General features: G+C 57.9%; 16 protein-coding genes and 1 tRNA gene. 12 read left to right on the top strand and 5 right to left on the bottom strand.

Annotated features, from left to right (window positions below):
- Positions 1-50: 50 nt before the first annotated feature.
- The 5 genes from IPN69_21295 to IPN69_21275 are packed head-to-tail and all read left to right on the top strand — an operon-like array spanning position 51 to position 5,778.
- Positions 51-2,240, top strand: coding sequence for a hydantoinase/oxoprolinase (locus IPN69_21295; protein ID MBK8813242.1), 2,190 nt, complete (start codon positions 51-53; stop codon positions 2,238-2,240).
- Complete coding sequence (locus tag IPN69_21290) at positions 2,237-3,853, top strand: FAD-dependent oxidoreductase (GenBank protein ID MBK8813241.1); 1,617 nt, start codon at positions 2,237-2,239, stop codon at positions 3,851-3,853. The genes IPN69_21295 and IPN69_21290 overlap by 4 nt, the downstream gene beginning before the upstream one ends.
- Positions 3,840-4,118, top strand: coding sequence for a hypothetical protein (locus IPN69_21285; GenBank protein ID MBK8813240.1), 279 nt, complete (start codon positions 3,840-3,842; stop codon positions 4,116-4,118). Before IPN69_21290 ends, IPN69_21285 begins: the two co-directional genes overlap by 14 nt.
- On the top strand, positions 4,115-5,065 hold the full coding sequence (locus IPN69_21280; GenBank protein MBK8813239.1) for an ATPase: 951 nt from the start codon (positions 4,115-4,117) through the stop codon (positions 5,063-5,065). The genes IPN69_21285 and IPN69_21280 overlap by 4 nt, the downstream gene beginning before the upstream one ends.
- Positions 5,065-5,778 carry an N-acetylmannosamine-6-phosphate 2-epimerase gene (locus IPN69_21275; protein ID MBK8813238.1) on the top strand — a complete coding sequence of 238 codons (714 nt, stop codon included), beginning with the start codon at positions 5,065-5,067 and terminating at the stop codon, positions 5,776-5,778. The genes IPN69_21280 and IPN69_21275 overlap by 1 nt, the downstream gene beginning before the upstream one ends.
- 70 nt (positions 5,779-5,848) lie before the next feature.
- On the opposite strand, the gene IPN69_21270 is transcribed toward IPN69_21275, so the two are convergent.
- Entirely contained in the window at positions 5,849-6,316 is a 468-nt protein-coding gene (locus IPN69_21270; GenBank protein ID MBK8813237.1) for a DinB family protein, read from the bottom strand.
- On the bottom strand, positions 6,316-6,663 hold the full coding sequence (locus IPN69_21265; protein MBK8813236.1) for an antibiotic biosynthesis monooxygenase: 348 nt from the start codon (positions 6,661-6,663) through the stop codon (positions 6,316-6,318). Before IPN69_21265 ends, IPN69_21270 begins: the two co-directional genes overlap by 1 nt.
- Between IPN69_21265 and IPN69_21260 the strand changes: the two genes are divergently transcribed.
- Positions 6,631-6,840, top strand: coding sequence for a hypothetical protein (locus IPN69_21260; protein MBK8813235.1), 210 nt, complete (start codon positions 6,631-6,633; stop codon positions 6,838-6,840). The genes IPN69_21265 and IPN69_21260 overlap by 33 nt on opposite strands.
- A gap of 427 nt (positions 6,841-7,267) precedes the next feature.
- On the opposite strand, the gene IPN69_21255 is transcribed toward IPN69_21260, so the two are convergent.
- Complete coding sequence (locus IPN69_21255; GenBank protein ID MBK8813234.1) at positions 7,268-7,564, bottom strand: arsenate reductase; 297 nt, start codon at positions 7,562-7,564, stop codon at positions 7,268-7,270.
- A 411-nt stretch (positions 7,565-7,975) separates the two neighbouring features.
- Between IPN69_21255 and IPN69_21250 the strand changes: the two genes are divergently transcribed.
- Positions 7,976-9,352, top strand: coding sequence for a CHRD domain-containing protein (locus IPN69_21250; GenBank protein MBK8813233.1), 1,377 nt, complete (start codon positions 7,976-7,978; stop codon positions 9,350-9,352).
- A gap of 175 nt (positions 9,353-9,527) precedes the next feature.
- On the opposite strand, the gene trpS is transcribed toward IPN69_21250, so the two are convergent.
- Positions 9,528-10,352 carry a tryptophan--tRNA ligase gene (trpS, locus tag IPN69_21245; protein ID MBK8813232.1) on the bottom strand — a complete coding sequence of 275 codons (825 nt, stop codon included), beginning with the start codon at positions 10,350-10,352 and terminating at the stop codon, positions 9,528-9,530.
- A gap of 299 nt (positions 10,353-10,651) precedes the next feature.
- Entirely contained in the window at positions 10,652-11,350 is a 699-nt protein-coding gene (locus IPN69_21240; protein ID MBK8813231.1) for a site-2 protease family protein, read from the bottom strand.
- A gap of 130 nt (positions 11,351-11,480) precedes the next feature.
- Between IPN69_21240 and IPN69_21235 the strand changes: the two genes are divergently transcribed.
- The 5 genes from IPN69_21235 to IPN69_21215 all read left to right on the top strand — a co-directional run bounded on the left by IPN69_21235 (position 11,481) and on the right by IPN69_21215 (position 16,320).
- Positions 11,481-12,692: an ATP-grasp domain-containing protein gene (locus IPN69_21235; GenBank protein MBK8813230.1), complete on the top strand. Its 1,212-nt coding sequence runs from the start codon at positions 11,481-11,483 to the stop codon at positions 12,690-12,692.
- 94 nt (positions 12,693-12,786) lie between these two features.
- Positions 12,787-14,007 (top strand): hypothetical protein, encoded by a 1,221-nt coding sequence (locus tag IPN69_21230; protein ID MBK8813229.1) that lies wholly within the window; start codon positions 12,787-12,789, stop codon positions 14,005-14,007.
- 301 nt (positions 14,008-14,308) lie between these two features.
- The gene (locus tag IPN69_21225) at positions 14,309-14,560 is read left to right on the top strand and encodes a hypothetical protein (protein ID MBK8813228.1); all 252 of its coding nucleotides are present in this window, start codon (positions 14,309-14,311) and stop codon (positions 14,558-14,560) included.
- A 143-nt stretch (positions 14,561-14,703) separates the two neighbouring features.
- Positions 14,704-14,780: transfer RNA gene (locus tag IPN69_21220), tRNA-Ala, on the top strand.
- A 379-nt stretch (positions 14,781-15,159) separates the two neighbouring features.
- Positions 15,160-16,320 carry a hypothetical protein gene (locus IPN69_21215; protein MBK8813227.1) on the top strand — a complete coding sequence of 387 codons (1,161 nt, stop codon included), beginning with the start codon at positions 15,160-15,162 and terminating at the stop codon, positions 16,318-16,320.
- The last annotated feature ends 91 nt before the right edge of the window (positions 16,321-16,411 follow it).

Here is a 16,411-nt window from a genome sequence, read left to right as displayed (position 1 = left end):
GGTGTCGTCCGCAAACCGCTGAATTTCTTGAAAATGGCACTGCGCAGGAAATGAGTCCGAAACAATCCCGAAATCCAAAATCCGAAATCCGAAATCGTCCGGTGCGGGTCGGCATCGATGTCGGCGGGACATTCACGGACGTCGTTGTCGTCGATCACGAAACGCGCGAGGTCGTGTCGCAACTCAAAGTTCCGACGACGCACGATGCGGCCGAAGGTGTCGCGCTCGGGATCATCAACGCCATTGAATGCGCGCTTTCGGAACTCGGCATCTCGCCGGACGACGTGGTTTTCATCGCGCATTCGACGACCCAGGCGACGAACGCTTTGCTCGAAGGCGACGTGGCGCAAGTCGGGATCATCGGACTCGGCAGCGGACTCGAAGGAATAAAGGCGGGAATCGACACGCGCGTTCCGACGATCGAACTCGCGCCGAACCGTTTCCTGAAACCCGAGTTTGCCTTCTTGAAATCGCGAAACGTCAGCGAACGCGTCGTCGAATCGTTGCTCGCCGATTTCGAGTTGAAGGGTGTCGAGGTCGTCGTCGCTTCCGAAGCGTTCGGCGTCGACAAGCCGGCGAACGAGGAATTCGTTGCCGAAATGGCACGTCGCGGCGGCGCGTTCTTCGCGACCAGCGGCCATGAAGTTTCCCAACTTTACGGACTTCGAACGCGGACGCGGACGGCGGTCATCAACGGTGCGATCCTGCCTAAAATGATCCATACCGCGACGATGACCGATGGCTGCGTCAAACAAGCCGGCATCAAGGCGCCGCTGATGATAATGCGGTCCGATGGCGGCGTGATGAGCGTCGAAGAGGTTCACCGGCGGCCGATCATGACGATGCTTTCGGGACCGGCCGCGGGAATCGCCGGCGCGCTTATGTACGAACGCGTCTCGGACGGGATCTTCATCGAGGTCGGCGGGACGAGTGCCGACATTTCCGTGATTCGCGACGGCCAGCCGCAAACAAAGGCGGCGCGCGTCGGCGGGCATCGGACGTATCTGAACACGCTCGACGTGCGGACGCTGGCGATCGCCGGCGGTTCGATGATCCGCGAATCGGGCGGTCGGATCGTCGACGTCGGCTCGCGTTCGGCGCATATCGCGGGGCTTCATTATGCGTCGTTCCAGTCACCCGGTGAGTTTGCCGGCGCGAAACTCGTCCATTTGCGACCGACGGAGAATGACTCCGCCGACTACATCGCGATCGAGACCGCTGAGGGTGCGCGATTTGCGCTGACACCGACGTGCGCCGCAAACGCGCTTTCGATTGTTCCCGATGACGCGTTTGCGCGAGGAAGCACCGAAGCCGCGCGTCTTGCATTTGAGCCGCTGGCCAGAGCCGTCGGAAAGTCGATCGACGAAACCGCGACCGAGGTCCTGGAGATCAGTTGCCGCAAGATCGTAAGACAGGTTGAAGCGTTGATCGTGGAGTATCGTCTTGAACGCGAAACCGTCGAGCTCGTCGGCGGCGGAGGCGGAGCGGCATCGCTCGTCGTCTTTGCGGGAAAAATGATGGGGCTTCCGGCGCGGCTCGCAAAAAAGGCGGAAGTTATCTCGACGATCGGCGTCGCGCTCGCGATGGTTCGTGACGTTATCGAGCGAAACATCGTCGATCCGACTCCTGAACAGATCCTTCAAGTTCGGAGCGAAGCCGTCGAAGCAGTCTGCCGGATCGGCGCGGTTCGCGAGACGGTCGAGGTTCAGGTCGAGGTCGACACACGCCGCAACCTCGTCAGGGCGACCGCGTTCGGGACGACCGAACTCAAAAAGGATGCGAATCCGAGTGCGGCGTTGGGGATGGAAGGTTGCCTGTCGGCGGCGGCACGTTCGATGCAGATCGAACCCGAATTCGTCAGACTTGTCGCCGGCACGGGTTCGTTGTTCGTCTTCGAAGGCGAGCGACGCGAAAAGTCGCTGTTCGGACTCTTGACGCGAACCCGGAAACTGTTCCGCGTGACGGACGGGACGGGCGTCGTCCTGCTCCAAAGGACGGGCGCCGAGATAGAGTCGACAACCGCCGCGGATCTGAACCGATCGATCGAGAACGTGATCGATCGGCTCACCGATTTCGGAGACGCCGGGCGAAAACTTCCGGACATTCACGTCCTTGTCGGAGCGCGGATCATCGATCTCTCGGGGCTAGCTGAAGCGGCGCAGGCGACGGCGCTGGCGGCGACCGAACTTGAGAACGTCGCGCCGGATGAAGCGGTCGTGATCGTGGCAACGGCGAAATGAACGATTTGAAGGCTGACATTTTGATCGTTGGCGGCGGCGTCGGCGGATGCGCCGCGGCGCGCGCGGCGTGCGCGGCCGGCTTGACGGTCGTGATGACCGAAGAATCGGACTGGATCGGCGGACAATTCACTTCGCAGGCAACACCGCCCGACGAACACGGATGGATCGAGCGCTTCGGCTGCACGCGTTCGTACCGGCGCCTTCGCGATCGCGTTCGAGAGGTTTATCGCGAACGTTTTCCTTTGACCGAGGCAGCCGCCGCCGATCCGTTTCTGAATCCGGGCGAAGGTTGGGTGTCGCCGTTGTGCGCCGAACCGAGGGTATTCTTGAGGGTCTTGGAAGAGATGCTCGCGCCGTTTATGCACCACGGCAAACTCGTCATTCTGCGCGAGACCGTTGCCGAATCGGCCGAGCCGAACGGCGATTCCGTCGTTTCAGTGGTTTTGAGATCTTTGAAAACAGGTGACCGATCGAAGGTTTCGGCGAAGTACTTTCTCGATGCAACCGAACTCGGCGAACTGCTGCCTCTGACCGGAACCGAGTTCGTCACCGGGTCGGAAAGCCGCGCCGAGACGGGCGAGCCGGGCGCGAAGGAAATTGCCGATCCGGCGAATTCACAGGCCTTTTCGATGTGTTTCGCGATCAGCCATTACGCCGGCGAGGATCATACTATCGCGCGGCCGGCGAATTACGAATTCTGGCGGAGTTTTGTCCCGCAGCTCGATCCGCCGTGGCCCGGGCCGCTGATTTCGATGGACGCCCTGAATCCGCGAACGCTCGCGAAGATAACGTATCGATTCGATCCACACAGGGAGCCGAACACGGCGTTCGCCGGACTTTGGACCTATCGCCGGATTCTCTTTCGCGACAATTTCACGCCGGGCGCGTTCGAATCGGATGTGACGCTCGTCAACTACCCGCAGATCGACTATCTCGGCGGCGATCTGGTCAACGCGTCGCGCGAATCGCGCTCCGAAATGCTTGCCGCGGCCAAGGAGCAGAGTCTTTCGTTTCTCTACTTTCTGCAGACCGAGATGGGTTTCAAAGGCCTGAAATTGAGACCGAGCGTGGTCGGAACGGATGACGGTTTGGCGAAAATGCCTTATATTCGCGAGAGCCGGCGAATTCGATCCGCGTTTACGATCCGTGAACAGCACGTCTCGGCGGCCTGCCGTCCCGGCGAACGATTTGCCGAGAAGTTCGACGATTCGGTCGGCATCGGATTCTATCGCATCGACCTTCATCCGACCGCTGCCGGCGATAACTACGTCGACGTCGAGAGTTTGCCGTTTCAAATCCCGCTCGGCGCGCTGGTTCCGAAACGCGTCTCGAATTTGTTGCCGGCGTGCAAGAATATCGGCACGACTCACATCACGAACGGATGCTATCGGCTTCACCCTGTCGAATGGAATATCGGCGAAGCGGCCGGCGAGCTTGCCGTGTTTTGCATTTCGCGCGAAATCGCGCCGAAATCCGTCCTCGAAGATCGCCCGACGCTGCGCCACTTTCAAGCGCGGCTCCGGCGCGAGGGATTTGAACTTGAGTGGCCCGAAGATTTGAATTTGGAGGACGGCGATCCGCACCGTCACGCGATGCGCGATGAACAGTCTTGAAATAGCCGAACGGGTAATCGAAGAATCCGGGACGAACGATCCGTTCGCGGTCGCGTCTTTCTATGGGATCGAGGTTCGGATCGGGCGCTGGCATCCGGTGACTTTCGGCGAATTTGAACGCGAATCGTTGACCGTGACGATCAACACTGCCGCGCCGCTCGATGCGAATGAAATTCTCGCGCACGAACTCGGTCATTATTTTCTCGGACCGGACGGCGATGAGGATGCGTGCGACGATTTCGCGCGGCGACTTCTGAGATTATGAAACGACTTTTTCTTGGCGTTGATGGCGGTCAAAGCCATACCGAGGCGTTGGTCGCCGACGAGACGGGAACGATCCTCGGGCGCGGGATCGGCGGACCGTCGAATCACGCGGAGCAACCCGGCGGTCGCGACCGCCTGCGCAACGCGTTGATCGATTCCGTTTCCGGCGCGGGCTTTGATCCCGAGCGGACCGTTTTCGAGGCGGCGCATTTCGGGATGACGGGCGGCGCGGATTACAAGGAAGAGATCATCGGTTCGGTCATCCGCGCGGTCGTCGTCAACGTCGGTCACGACGCGCCGACCGCGCTGTACGGTGCGACGGGCGGAAAACCGGGAATCGTCGTCATCGCCGGAACCGGTTCGGTCGTTTACGGGGAGAACGCCGCCGGCGAACGCGCACGCGCCGGCGGGCTCGGATATCTGTTTTCGGACGAAGGAAGCGGATTCTGGATCGCCGCCGAAACGATCCGTTGGGCGATCCGTGAACAAGACGGCGTTCTGCAACCGTCAGGGCTTGAGGCGCTCGTTCTCGATCATTTCGAGGTGGCGACGATTCGGGATCTGACGACGCGGTTTTACAACGGATTCGTAACCCGCGAGACGGTCGCGAGCTTTGCGAAACGTGTTTCGGGCGAGGCCGAAGCCGGCAATCAAATTCTGGAGAAGTTGATCCGAACCGGAGCGGGCACTCTGGTCGCGAATGTCTCCGCGGTTGCGAGACGGCTCGGGTTCAAGGACGAATTTGTCGTTTCGGGCGTTGGCGGCGTTTTCCGCGGGCTTGTTTTTGAAAGGAGTTTTCGTTCCGAACTGGAGTCGCGGATTCCATCGGCGCGCTTCCGCGAACCGGTTTTCGGTCCCGCGACCGGCTCGTTATTACTGGCGTATCGTTCTGCTAAGATTGAACTTAGCGAGCATTTGTTATCAAATCTGAAAAGAGATAAGGTCTGATGATTCAAGGAAAATTTGGTGATCTCAAGCTTCGATTACAGGGCGGATTGATAGTTTCATGTCAGGCGCCCGAAAATTCGCCGCTTTCAAAGCAGGAAATCATTGCCGCGTTTGCCGAAGCTGCGCGGAACAACGGTGCGCGCGGGGTTCGGATCGATTCGCCTGTGAACATTCGCGCCGTGCGCGAGCGCGTTTCCGTGCCGATTATCGGCATTCACAAGATCGTCTCCGCAACGAGCGATGTTTACATCACGCCGACCCTCGAATCCGCGCGCGCCGTTGCGGATGCCGGCGCTGACGTGATCGCGTTCGACGCCACGGACCGTGCGCGAGACGGCGGCGCCACCGCGCTGGAAATCGCTTTGTTTGTTGCCAACGAGTTGAGAATGCCGACGATGGCCGACGTCGCGACGCTTGACGAGGGCGTTCGCGCGGATGAGGAATTCGGATGCGATTTTGTCGGAACGACTCTCTCCGGCTACACGCGCGATACGGCGCATAGGCTTGCGCAACCCGATTTCGCACTCGTCGAGGCGCTGGCGAAACGCATTTCCGCGCCGATCATTTGCGAAGGGCGGATCAAGACGCCGGCCGACGTTCGGCGCGCTTTCGACTGCGGCGCCTTTGCCGTCGTCGTCGGGAAGGCGATCACGGGAATAGATGAACTGGTCCGGGATTTCGTTGACGCGTCCCGATCTGAATCGCCTGCGTAAGACTGAAGCGTGCGGCCGGCGACCGGGTCGGACTTCGACCGACGACCGTTCAAAAAAGGGGAATTCCGGGCTAAAAGTACTTGGTCTCCCGCAGATAAATGATGTAATCGGTCGCAGGCGGCGTCACACCCGCATCGCGGAGACAGGTATTGATATTCCCGCGGTGGTTGGCGGAGTGGAACAGGACGTGGGTCAGCATTTCGCGATATGTGTTTTCGCACCAAACGCCTTCGCTGGTTCGGTAGCGGGCCGTCAGATCGAGGCCTTCGTCGTCGAATTTTCTGAGCAGCCGCTCAAATTTCTCGGCGGCCTCGCGGGCGCGGTCGCCGCATTCCTCAAGCGTCAAATCGGGCCGGAAGTCGAAGCCCTTCGAATCCTTTCCGTAAAGCCTGTCAAAATACTCGAGTTCGGTCGTGACGATATGCGCGAGAACCTTCAAAGCGCGGCCGTTCGGCGTTTCCTTGAGCGCGGTCACGATCCGGCGATTGGCCCAATCGTTCCAGGCGAAAAGTTGACGAAGATGCTCGATCGTGTCCATTAGCGATTAAAGATATGTTGTCTTTCGACGCGGCAGACGCGCGTCGCAAACGATTCGTACCAGCGTTTGAACCCCTCGTGCTGCGCGAGCCTGTGTTCGGCGTCTTCGCGCCATTTGCGGATCGATTCTTCGTCGCGCCAGTAGCTGACGGTGATGCCGATCCCGTCGCGCGCCGACTCGATACCGAGAAACCCGTCCTGTTCCGCGCCAAGTTCGACCATTCGCGCCGACATCTCGGCGTAGCCCTCAACGTCATTTGTTCGCAAAGAAGTAAAGATCACGGCGTAATAGGGAGGCTCGGGAGTCAGGGCGATTTGCGAATTCGGATTTGGGATTTCGGATTTCATAATCCAGGTCACTTCAGATGTAAGATTCCAAACATTCCAGATTCCAGAGACGTCGGATTCCGGATTCCAGGGATTCCAGAAATTCCACAGATTCCAAATTCGAGATTCCACGGATTCCACGTTCCGGATGCCAGACTCCAAGAAATCCCTGGAATCTGTGGAATCGGGTTCTTTTGATCAGCGAGTCAGTACCGCCTGCGTGAGCGGGCGGGCAACCGCGGCCGCACGACGCCGAAATCCCAACACGGGAGCTTTGGAAAACCCACTTAACGACGATCCCGGCGCCGTTTCTGACAGGGCACAGATAGATCGGATGCAAGAGTACCGTCCCCCCGGCTCTTGGGGACTTTTTTTTTCTTTGGGCCGAATCCCCCCCCGCCAATTTCCCCCCCCCCAAACCCCCCCTCCTCCCTCCCCTCTCCTTTCCCCCCCCCCCCGGCGGGGTTTTGGCCTCCCCGCCCCCCCCCGCCCCCCCCCCCCCCCCCCCCGCCGGCCCGCCCCCCCGATTTTCCGGTGGGGCGCTTGCCCACCACGCGCAAGTCCGAAATATCCCAAATCTGGAATTTCTGGAATCTCTGGAATCTCGGGAATCCGAAATCACAAATCACAATTCCGAAATCAACTGGAGCGCCTTTTCGATCGGTCTCGCCATTACCGCTTTGTCGCCGACCTCGACGATCGGACGCTGAAGCAGGCCCGGAAATTTCACCATCGCCGCGATGATCTCGGCTTCCGGCGTCTCTTTCGTCAGACCCAGATCCTTGAACGCCGCTTCGCCTTTTCGCAGCGCCGCGAACGGCGCGAGTCCGGCCTTTTTCAAAAGCGACCGCAACTGATCTTCGGTCAGCGGATCGACAAAGTAATTGACTCTTTCAAAATCGATGTTGTTTTCACGAAACAACGTGGCCAGATTCCGGCACGTCGTTCAGGTCGGTTTTTCGTAAACTCTGATGTTGTTGGTCATAAGTTGCCCTCGTTTCCGTTGACCCGAACTGCCCGTTCCATCTCAATTGATCAGATTCGCCGCCGAAACGTACAAGAAACCGGACATATCCGGAAGTTGTATGTTCGTTGACATTAGCCCGGAAACAAGGCTAACATTCGGGGCATCGGGCAAGGTTCAAGTTAAATAATGTTCGCTGCGAAAGCAAGTCGCTTGTCGATCAATCGGAAAAACATTCCGAGAGGTCGATCAGACAGCACTGATCGTACCGGATCAAAACAGCCACGTAATTACGATACTTACGTGCAGTGGCGAATTCGCCCCGATTTTCCCGTGTCGAAGTTTTCTATTCGAGGAGTCAACAAAAAAATGAAAAGAATCGGACGAAGTATTTTTGTTCTCGCGTTCGCGCTTTCGCTGTTTTCGGCGATCGCCAAGGCCGAGACGTTTACCGCTTATCTGAACGGCGCTCAGGAAGTGCCGGCAGCGGCAACGACCGCCACCGGGTACGCACGCATCGTCGTTGACGAGGGCACCGGAACGATGTCGTTCACGGTTGTTTTCAACGGCCTTGCGGGCACCCAGAACGCCGCGCACATACACGCGCCGGCGGCAATCGGCGCGACCACCGGAGTCGCGATCAATTTCGGCGTCGTCGGCGGAACTTCGGGCACGATAAGCGGCACGACGTCGATCACGCCGACTCAGCTTTCGCAATTGCGCGCCCATCTCGGCTACGTTAACGTCCATTCAACGGCGTTCTCGGGCGGCGAGATTCGTGGTCAGTTGGGCGTTCAGCGCCCGGTCGATTATGACGGCGACGGCCGGACCGATATGAGCGTCCTCAGGTTTCCGAACGTCGCACCGCCGGGAGTCGCGCCGATCGACTATTGGAATCTGAACAGTACCGGCGGAGTTCAGGTCTATCCGTGGGGCAACGCCAACACCGACTTCCCGGCACCCGGTGATTACGACGGCGACGGCAAATGCGACATCGGGATCTGGCGTTCCGGCGGGACGCCGGGCGCGCAGAGCGAATACTGGATCATCCTGAGTTCGAACGGCGCAGTGCGTTATTTCGCCTGGGGGCTTGAGGGCGACCAGACGGTCCAACGGGATTACGACGGCGACGGCATTACCGATGTCGCGACGTACCGCCGGGGCGCGACAGCCGCCGACCAAGCCACCTGGTACATCCGTTTGAGTTCGAACGGTACCGCGCGCGTCGAGGGATTCGGGCTTAGCGGCGACGGCACCAACAACTTCGACACACCGATCCCGGGAGATTACGACGGCGACGGCAAGTTCGACCTCGCGGTTTACCGTTTTGCGCTGGCGCCCGCGAACAACTTCATCATCAAGCGAAGTTCCGACAGCGTGATCACCTTTACGCCGTTCGGTAACTTCGCTACGGACTATGTGTTGCCCGGCGATTACGACGGCGACGGCAAGTACGACCTGGCGGTTGCCAGAACGGGCGCGACCGGAACATCGCCGCTTACGTGGTGGATATTGCAGAGTTCGACCGGCACGACGAGAACGCAGGTTTTCGGACGAACTTCCGATACTCCGGTGCAGGGCGACTACGACGGTGACGCGCGGACCGACCTCGCGATCTATCGTACGGGAGCGACCGCCGCCGCGACGAGCAACTATTGGGTGTTTCGAAGTTTCGACAACACCCCGGCGGTCACTCAATGGGGCCTGGGCGCGGATTTCTCCGTCAACAGTTTTGACATTCGATAGGTCCCGTTCCTGAAAAAAGAAAAAAGATCCCGGCGGTTTGTCGCCGGGATCTTTTTCTTGAAATTACGAAAAATCAAGCGCTGCGCCGCCTGAAGGCGGAACTCCGAACAAGAAATCAAGCGCGCTATGCCGCCTGAAGGCGGAACTCCGAACGGAACTCCGAACGAAACCCGAACTAGCTTGCCCCGACGATTCCCATCTTTTTGTAGACATCATCGAGCGTCGTACGCGCGATGACGCGGGCCTTTTCGGCGCCACGTTTGAGGATCTCGTTAAGATGCGCATCGTCGAAATCCTTGACGCGCTCCTGAAACGGCTTCAAAAAAGCGACCACGGCCTCGGCCAGTTCGCTCTTCAGATGGCCGTAGCCTTTGCCCCGGAAGTGAACTTCAATGTCATTCGCCGATCTTCCGGTCATCAAGTGATAGATCGTCAGCAGATTGTGGATCGCCGGACGCGTTTCGTCGAAAACGATCGTCGAACCCGAATCAGTAACGGCGCGCTTGATCTTCTTGGCGATCGTGTCGGCATCATCGAGCAGGAAAATCGACGCGGTCGGATTGTCGTCCGACTTCGACATCTTTTTCGACGGGTCCTGCAGCGACAGGATGTTCGCGCCGACGGGCGGGATGAAAGGTTCGGGCACGACAAACGCTTTTCCGTAATCGCGATTGAACCGTTCCGCCAGATCACGCGACAGTTCGAGATGCTGCTTTTGGTCCTTTCCGACCGGGACGAGATGCGTTTGATAGAGCAGAATGTCGGCCGCCATCAATACCGGATAGGTGAAAAGACCGACGCCGGCCCGTTCGGCATTGCTTTGAAACGACAGGATATTCTGCAAATCCAGAATATCGTCGACTCCGACATCGGGCGAGCCGCGTCCCAATATCTCGCGAGCCTTTTCCTTGATAGCCTCGGATGTCTTCTCGATGGAACCCGATGGAATCGCTTTCTGGGTCTTGTCCTTGAACTGCGTCATCCGTTCGAGTTCGCCCATCCGCGCAATGCACGAAAGCGTCCAAGCGAGTTCGGCGTGCTCGGTAACATCGGACTGAATGAAGATCGTCGAAACTTCGGGGTCGATTCCGGCCGCCAGATAGATTCGCGCCAGATCGAGCGTCTTTTGCCGCAATTCCGCCGGATTCTGCGCGAGCGTGATCGCGTGCAGGTTGACGATGCAGTAGAAACTTTCGTATTCGTCCTGAAGATCTACCCAATTGCGGAGCGCGCCGAGATAGTTGCCGATGTGCAGGCTTCCCGTAGGCTGCGCACCGCTGAAAATGCGTTTTTTCATATTTAGAACCAGGGGGTGACGAGCAGATACCGGACGACCGCGAAAACGGGCCGCATCACGAAGCTGACGATGCCGAAGTAGATGAGCGCCATCAGAATGATGAAGCCGTAATGCTCGAGCATATCGAATATCGGTTGAAAACTCGCCGGCAAGAATGTCGACAAAACCTTGCTTCCGTCAAGCGGCGGGAACGGCAGCAGGTTGAAGATCGCCAGCGAGACATTCAGGAAGATCATATAGGTCAGCAAAGTACCGAAGATCTTCGGTACACCTTCCTGTATGCTCGCAAACGTCAGGACATCGTACGACAGCAGCAGTTTGAAGATCGCGAACGAGGATACCGCGAGAATGATGTTCGCCAGGATCCCGGCGATCGAGACCATCACGTTCGCCTGGTTGTACTTCGTCCAGTTGCGCGGATTGACCGGCGTCGGCTTGCCCCAGCCGATGAGCGGGATGGAGGCGAGCGCTCCGCCCATCGCGCCGAAAACGAAACTGATGATCGGCAGAAGCAGCGTCCCGATCGGATCGGTATGCGCGACCGGATTGAGCGTCACGCGGCCGAGCATATAGGCCGTGTCGTCGCCGTATTTGTGCGACATCCAGGCGTGTCCCGCTTCGTGCGACGAGATCGCCAGCAACAGCACGACCATATAGATGATCAAGTTTGAAACCAATTCGATCGGGTCAATTCCGCCCATTAATTACTCCCTTTCCGAAGCCGTCTAATTTGCAAGTCAATGTCCGTTTTGCTAACGTCAAAACGAGCATTTAGCGTGTCTTCAGACTTTGAATTGTGCCATTTTTCGGGCGCAAGATAAAACGGACTTTATGAAAAAATACATCGTTTGCATCGCCAGCGAATTCAAGGGCAACGAGTTTCTCGAAGAATGCCATAATGCGGGATGGCACGTGACGCTTGTCACGCGCAACGATCTGAAGGACGCCGCCTGGGCGTGGACGAGCCTCAACGAGGTTCAGACGGTCGACGGTTACGCATCGGTCGGGGCGTATGTTCGAACGATCACCAATATCGCGGGCAGCCAGCCGATCGACCGCATCGTCGGGCTCGACGAATTCGACGTACTGACTGCGGCGAAAGTGCGCGAACACCTCCAGATCGAAGGGATTTCCGGAAGTTACGGACTTCGCTTTCGCGACAAGCTTCGGATGCGGAACCTCGCCTCCGAACTTGGAATACCGTGTCCGGAATTCGTCGGCGCTTTCAATCAGGACGCGATCAACGAGTATCTGGATCGCGTTCCGGGGCCGTGGATCGTCAAACCGCGCACCGAAGTTTCGGCCTTCGGAATCCGCAAATGCGAGACAAAGGATCAGGTCTGGGACGTCCTGACCGACCTCGACAATCGCAACACCTGGCGCGATCATCCGTCGCAGTTTCTGATCGAGCGATTCATCACCGGCAAGGTCTATCACGTCGATTCGGTCGTCGAAAACGGCGAGATCGTCGCCGCCGGCGTCAGCGAATACGGCACGCCGCCGTTCACCGTTACGCATATGGGCGGAGTGTTTTCGACGTACACGGTCGATTATCGTTCGAAACTGCGAAAGGAACTTGAGAAACTCAACAAGAAACTGCTCGAGGGCTTCGAATACAAACGCGGCGTCGCGCACGCGGAATTCCTCCGCTGTGCCGAAACCGGCGAGTTTTTCCTGCTCGAAGTCGCCTGCCGCGTCGGCGGCGCGTACATTGCGAACGTGACTGAGTACGCCAACGGCTTCAACCTCTGGCGCGAATGGGCGAAGGTCGAAACGGCGACCGAGGAGAACCCGTACAAAGCGCCGAAAGTGAAGAAAGAATACGCCGGCATTTGTCTTGCGCTAGCGAAGGAGGATCATCCGGACACTTCGCACTTCGACGATCCGGAGGTCGTATATCGCGTTCACAAGCCGCATCACGTCGGACTGATCCTGCATTCAAAGAAGAAGGATCGCCTTTACGAACTGCTCGGCACTTACGCGGACCGCATCGCCGGCGAATTCCTCGCCGTCGCACCGGCGAAGGAAAGATACGACGACTGACTCGATTTTGGATTTGTGATTTTGGATTGCGGATTTGTTTTGCAGTCTTGGCTGAAATGCGAAATCACAAATCCGAATTCCGAAATTGTTTGATATGACCCAAGAAGAAATCGAACATCACTCGCCCGAGTTGCTCGATCACGACCTGAATCAGCATTTTCCCGAGTTGCTGACGTTCGAGTCGATCGAGGAGACCGAGCGCAGCGAACTCTACAAAAAGATCCGCCCGACCGTCGAACGCATCCTCGGCGCGGTGGTGAGGGAAGACTTTTCCGAAAATCCCAAATCAGAAATCCCAAATCCCAGATCCGCGGTTTCCGCGATCGCCTGGAACATCGAACGCGGCAACATCTTCGAAGGCATCGTCGACGCCCTCAAGAACCACGAGCATCTGCGCGACCGCGACCTGTTTTTGCTGACCGAACTCGATTACGGTATGGCGCGCAGCCGGAATCGCTTTGTCGCGCGCGAGATCGCGCAGGAACTGAAGCTGAACTACGCGTTCGCGCCGGTCTACATCGCGCTCCAGAAGGGAAGCGGCGTCGAAGCGCTGGCCGAGGGTGAGAACACGACGTCGATCCACGGGCTTTCGATGTTTTCGCGCTACCCGATGCGCAACGCGCACGCGGTCGATCTCCCGAACGGCAAGGACAAGATGTGGGGCAAGGAGAAACGGCTCGGCTATCTGCGCGCGCTCGTCGCCGACATCGAGCATCCTCTGGGCACATTTCGTGCGGTAACGACGCATCTCGACGCGCATTGCTCGCGGGCCCACCGCCATCTGCAGATCAAGATCGTGCTCGATCATCTCGACACATTGCCGCCGTTGCCGACCGTGATCGGCGGCGATTGGAACACGACGACGTTCAATTCACAGAATTCGACCCGCGCCATCCTCGGCTATTGGCGCCGCGTGATGATGGGGCCGAAACGTATCGTGACGAAGCACTTTCCGTATCCGGACCGATACTTCGAACGGAATTTGTTCAACGAACTGGAGCGGCGCGGATTCAATTACAAGGACCTGAACGAACCCGGAGCCGGAACGCTCCATTACGACGTCGAGAGCATCGAAAAGAACACGAATCTGCGCGATTGGGTTCCGGAATGGTGCTTTCCGTTCATCTTCTGGGCCGCCCGCCGCGTCGGCGGACGCGTTTCGGGCCGGCTCGACTGGTTCACCGGCCGCGACATCGAACCGGCCGGAAAACCTCTGACGATCGGCAACCTGACAGACGAATCAGGAACGCCGCTTTCGGACCACGACGCGATCGGGCTGGATTTCAGGATCATTGCGGACGCCCGTACGAAATAGGGGAGAGGGTTGGATTTCTTGGTGCAAAGCGACCGAGCATCGTGAACGAGATCGCCGCCGTTGGGGGACAAACGAGGTTTGGCTCGGATAAGTGTCATATTCTCAATGATATCCGCGAATCGCGAATCGCGAATGCCGCGGGCATATCTTCTGTTTCAAGACTCCCAGTTTGAAATCGGCCGCCAAACCAGTCAGAATCAAGTCTACTGACTACCGTCTACTGACTACTAAAGGACTACTGACTAACGACGGTCTACCGTCTACTGACTACTAACTACTAACTACCGTCTACTTTTTACCTATGGAAGTTTCATTTTGCCAAACGCTCAGCTTCGACGCTGACACATTCGACTACGAGGCCGTGTCGCAGGACAACGGCAACGCGACGATCATCAAATTCAAGATCGACGAAAAACTTAACAGCCCGGGCGACGTCGTCGTCGTTCTGAGCGGCGAGGATATCGTCTTTCACGGGATGATCGGAAAGATCGAGGACGGCTATGCCTTCGCGTCGGACCCGAAAGGCTCGCTGCTCGCCGCGACAGTCCAATAGATTTCGGATGTGGGATTTGTGATTTCGGATTTGTCAGGTTGAAAACTTGACGCAAAAGGCCGTCATACGATACCTTAATTTTTCGTCGGAGCGGTGATTGCCGGACAATCCAATATCCAAAATCACCGATCCGAATTCGCCCTGGGGATGTAGCTCAGTTTGGCAGAGCGCTGCGTTCGCAATGCAGAGGTCAGGGGTTCGACCCCCCTCATCTCCACCAGTTCGATAAAAAGGCCGTCTGAAACTCAGTTTTCGGGCGGCCTTTCGTTTGCCGCCCGCCCGACCTTTCGCCCAAAACTCCGCCGCTCTGCCGCCCGGATGGCAACGCGGATCGCCACGAATTTCACGAATTTCACGAAATGATTTACTTCCCGCAAGGTCGATCTCGAACCGGAGGACAACGAGGATTTGTACTGCTTTCAGCTTCGGCACCGGTAACTTACTGAGTAAACGACGTTTATATCTTAACGAATTAAGAGCGCGGAAAACAGGAGAGGATTTGCGAAATTCGTGAGATTCGTGGCGATCCAAGGATGAGGCGGCCGCTCCGGGTTTCCGACAACGCCCACGGATCGGCCGCGAGAGTATATAATTTGATTATGACGCGGATGCTGATCCTGTTTTCGATCGTCCTTGCTGCAGCCGCAGGCAGTTTGGCGCAGATGCCGATGGGCGAATTTCGCCGCATTTTGGTCGAAAAGGCTGATTTTTCACCCGACGAACTGGAGCGGCTCGACGGCAATAAATCGGTTGTCAAAACGCTTCGGTCGGATGACAAACAGGAGATCGCCTTGATCGGTGTCGTCAGCGTCGGAACCGTTTCATCGTTCAGTCTGGAAGCCTTTCGCAACAGCCTGGCGCAGCGTTCCGACAAGACGGTTTTGTCCCGCGGATTGTTCAGCGAACCGCCACTTATCGCGGATCTTGACGGGCTGAAGCTTGAAAAGCGAGACTACGAGGAATTGAGCAAATGCCGGCCCGGCGACTGCGACGTAAACCTCACCACCGATGCGCTCAAGCGGCTTGGCACCGAGATCGACTGGAATTCGCCCGATCATCGGTCCGCAGTCGACCGCTTCGTTCGCGAACTTCTGCTCGGCTATGCGATCGACTACCGCGCGCGCGGCGACCGGGCGCTTGCCGAATACACGAATCGCTCGAAACCCTTCGATCCGGCGCGCGCTCACCGGACATTGCTCGAAGAGTCGCTTTTCATCAAAGAGCTTGCGCCCGTTCTGTTCGAATACATCGCGAAGTTTCCGGAGTTGGCGTCGCCGGACACGGCGAGCGAGTTGCGCTGGTCATCGATCGATTTCGGCCTCAATCCGGCGATCATTCTAACGCACACCGTCGCGGCTTCGCACAACGATCACCATTTCGTCGTCAACAAGCAGATATACGGCAGCCGTTATCTTGACGTCTCGCTTTCGATCGCGATGCTCGTGAGAGTCGCCGACGGCGGCGAGGAGCGCGTCTACTTCGTCTTCACGGATCGCTCGCGGACCGACGCGCTCTCGGGCGCGTTCCGTTCGATGGCCCGCCGACTGGTCGCGAGCGAAGCCAAAGACCGGATCACGAAGATCCTCGAAAAGGGAAGGACCGCGTTGATCGCCGACGCCAGAAAGCGCTCCCAGACCGACCCCGAACCCGCTCCGGAAAGCCTTCTCTCAAAATACCGCTGGCCGCTTATCACCTCGGCCATCGCCCTAATCGTCCTCGCGCTGTGGTTCATAAGAACAATGCAGAAACGCACAAAGTAAGCGTACCGCCCAATGCTTGGACGCCACGATTTTCACGAAATGTTTTATCCGAAATTACGCGATAGGAGTGTTTTGCGGGAGATATTTCCTG

This window comes from Acidobacteriota bacterium (assembly GCA_016715115.1).
Classification (GTDB): domain Bacteria; phylum Acidobacteriota; class Blastocatellia; order Pyrinomonadales; family Pyrinomonadaceae; genus JAFDVJ01.
Note: the sequence above shows the minus strand (reverse complement) of the source record. Positions and strands in the feature narration are given on the sequence as shown.

Excerpts from the sequence above, each read along its gene's own strand:
- IPN69_21295 (MBK8813242.1), top strand. The coding sequence starts at position 51 with ATGAGTCCGAAACAATCCCGAAATCCAAAATCCGAAATCCGAAATCGT.
- IPN69_21290 (MBK8813241.1), top strand. The coding sequence starts at position 2,237 with ATGAACGATTTGAAGGCTGACATTTTGATCGTTGGCGGCGGCGTCGGC.
- IPN69_21285 (MBK8813240.1), top strand. The coding sequence starts at position 3,840 with ATGAACAGTCTTGAAATAGCCGAACGGGTAATCGAAGAATCCGGGACG.
- IPN69_21280 (MBK8813239.1), top strand. The coding sequence starts at position 4,115 with ATGAAACGACTTTTTCTTGGCGTTGATGGCGGTCAAAGCCATACCGAG.
- IPN69_21275 (MBK8813238.1), top strand. The coding sequence starts at position 5,065 with ATGATTCAAGGAAAATTTGGTGATCTCAAGCTTCGATTACAGGGCGGA.
- IPN69_21270 (MBK8813237.1), bottom strand. The coding sequence starts at position 6,316 with ATGGACACGATCGAGCATCTTCGTCAACTTTTCGCCTGGAACGATTGG.
- IPN69_21265 (MBK8813236.1), bottom strand. The coding sequence starts at position 6,663 with ATGAAATCCGAAATCCCAAATCCGAATTCGCAAATCGCCCTGACTCCC.
- IPN69_21250 (MBK8813233.1), top strand. The coding sequence starts at position 7,976 with ATGAAAAGAATCGGACGAAGTATTTTTGTTCTCGCGTTCGCGCTTTCG.
- trpS (MBK8813232.1), bottom strand. The coding sequence starts at position 10,352 with ATGGGCGAACTCGAACGGATGACGCAGTTCAAGGACAAGACCCAGAAA.
- IPN69_21240 (MBK8813231.1), bottom strand. The coding sequence starts at position 11,350 with ATGGGCGGAATTGACCCGATCGAATTGGTTTCAAACTTGATCATCTAT.
- IPN69_21235 (MBK8813230.1), top strand. The coding sequence starts at position 11,481 with ATGAAAAAATACATCGTTTGCATCGCCAGCGAATTCAAGGGCAACGAG.
- IPN69_21230 (MBK8813229.1), top strand. The coding sequence starts at position 12,787 with ATGACCCAAGAAGAAATCGAACATCACTCGCCCGAGTTGCTCGATCAC.
- IPN69_21225 (MBK8813228.1), top strand. The coding sequence starts at position 14,309 with ATGGAAGTTTCATTTTGCCAAACGCTCAGCTTCGACGCTGACACATTC.
- IPN69_21215 (MBK8813227.1), top strand. The coding sequence starts at position 15,160 with ATGACGCGGATGCTGATCCTGTTTTCGATCGTCCTTGCTGCAGCCGCA.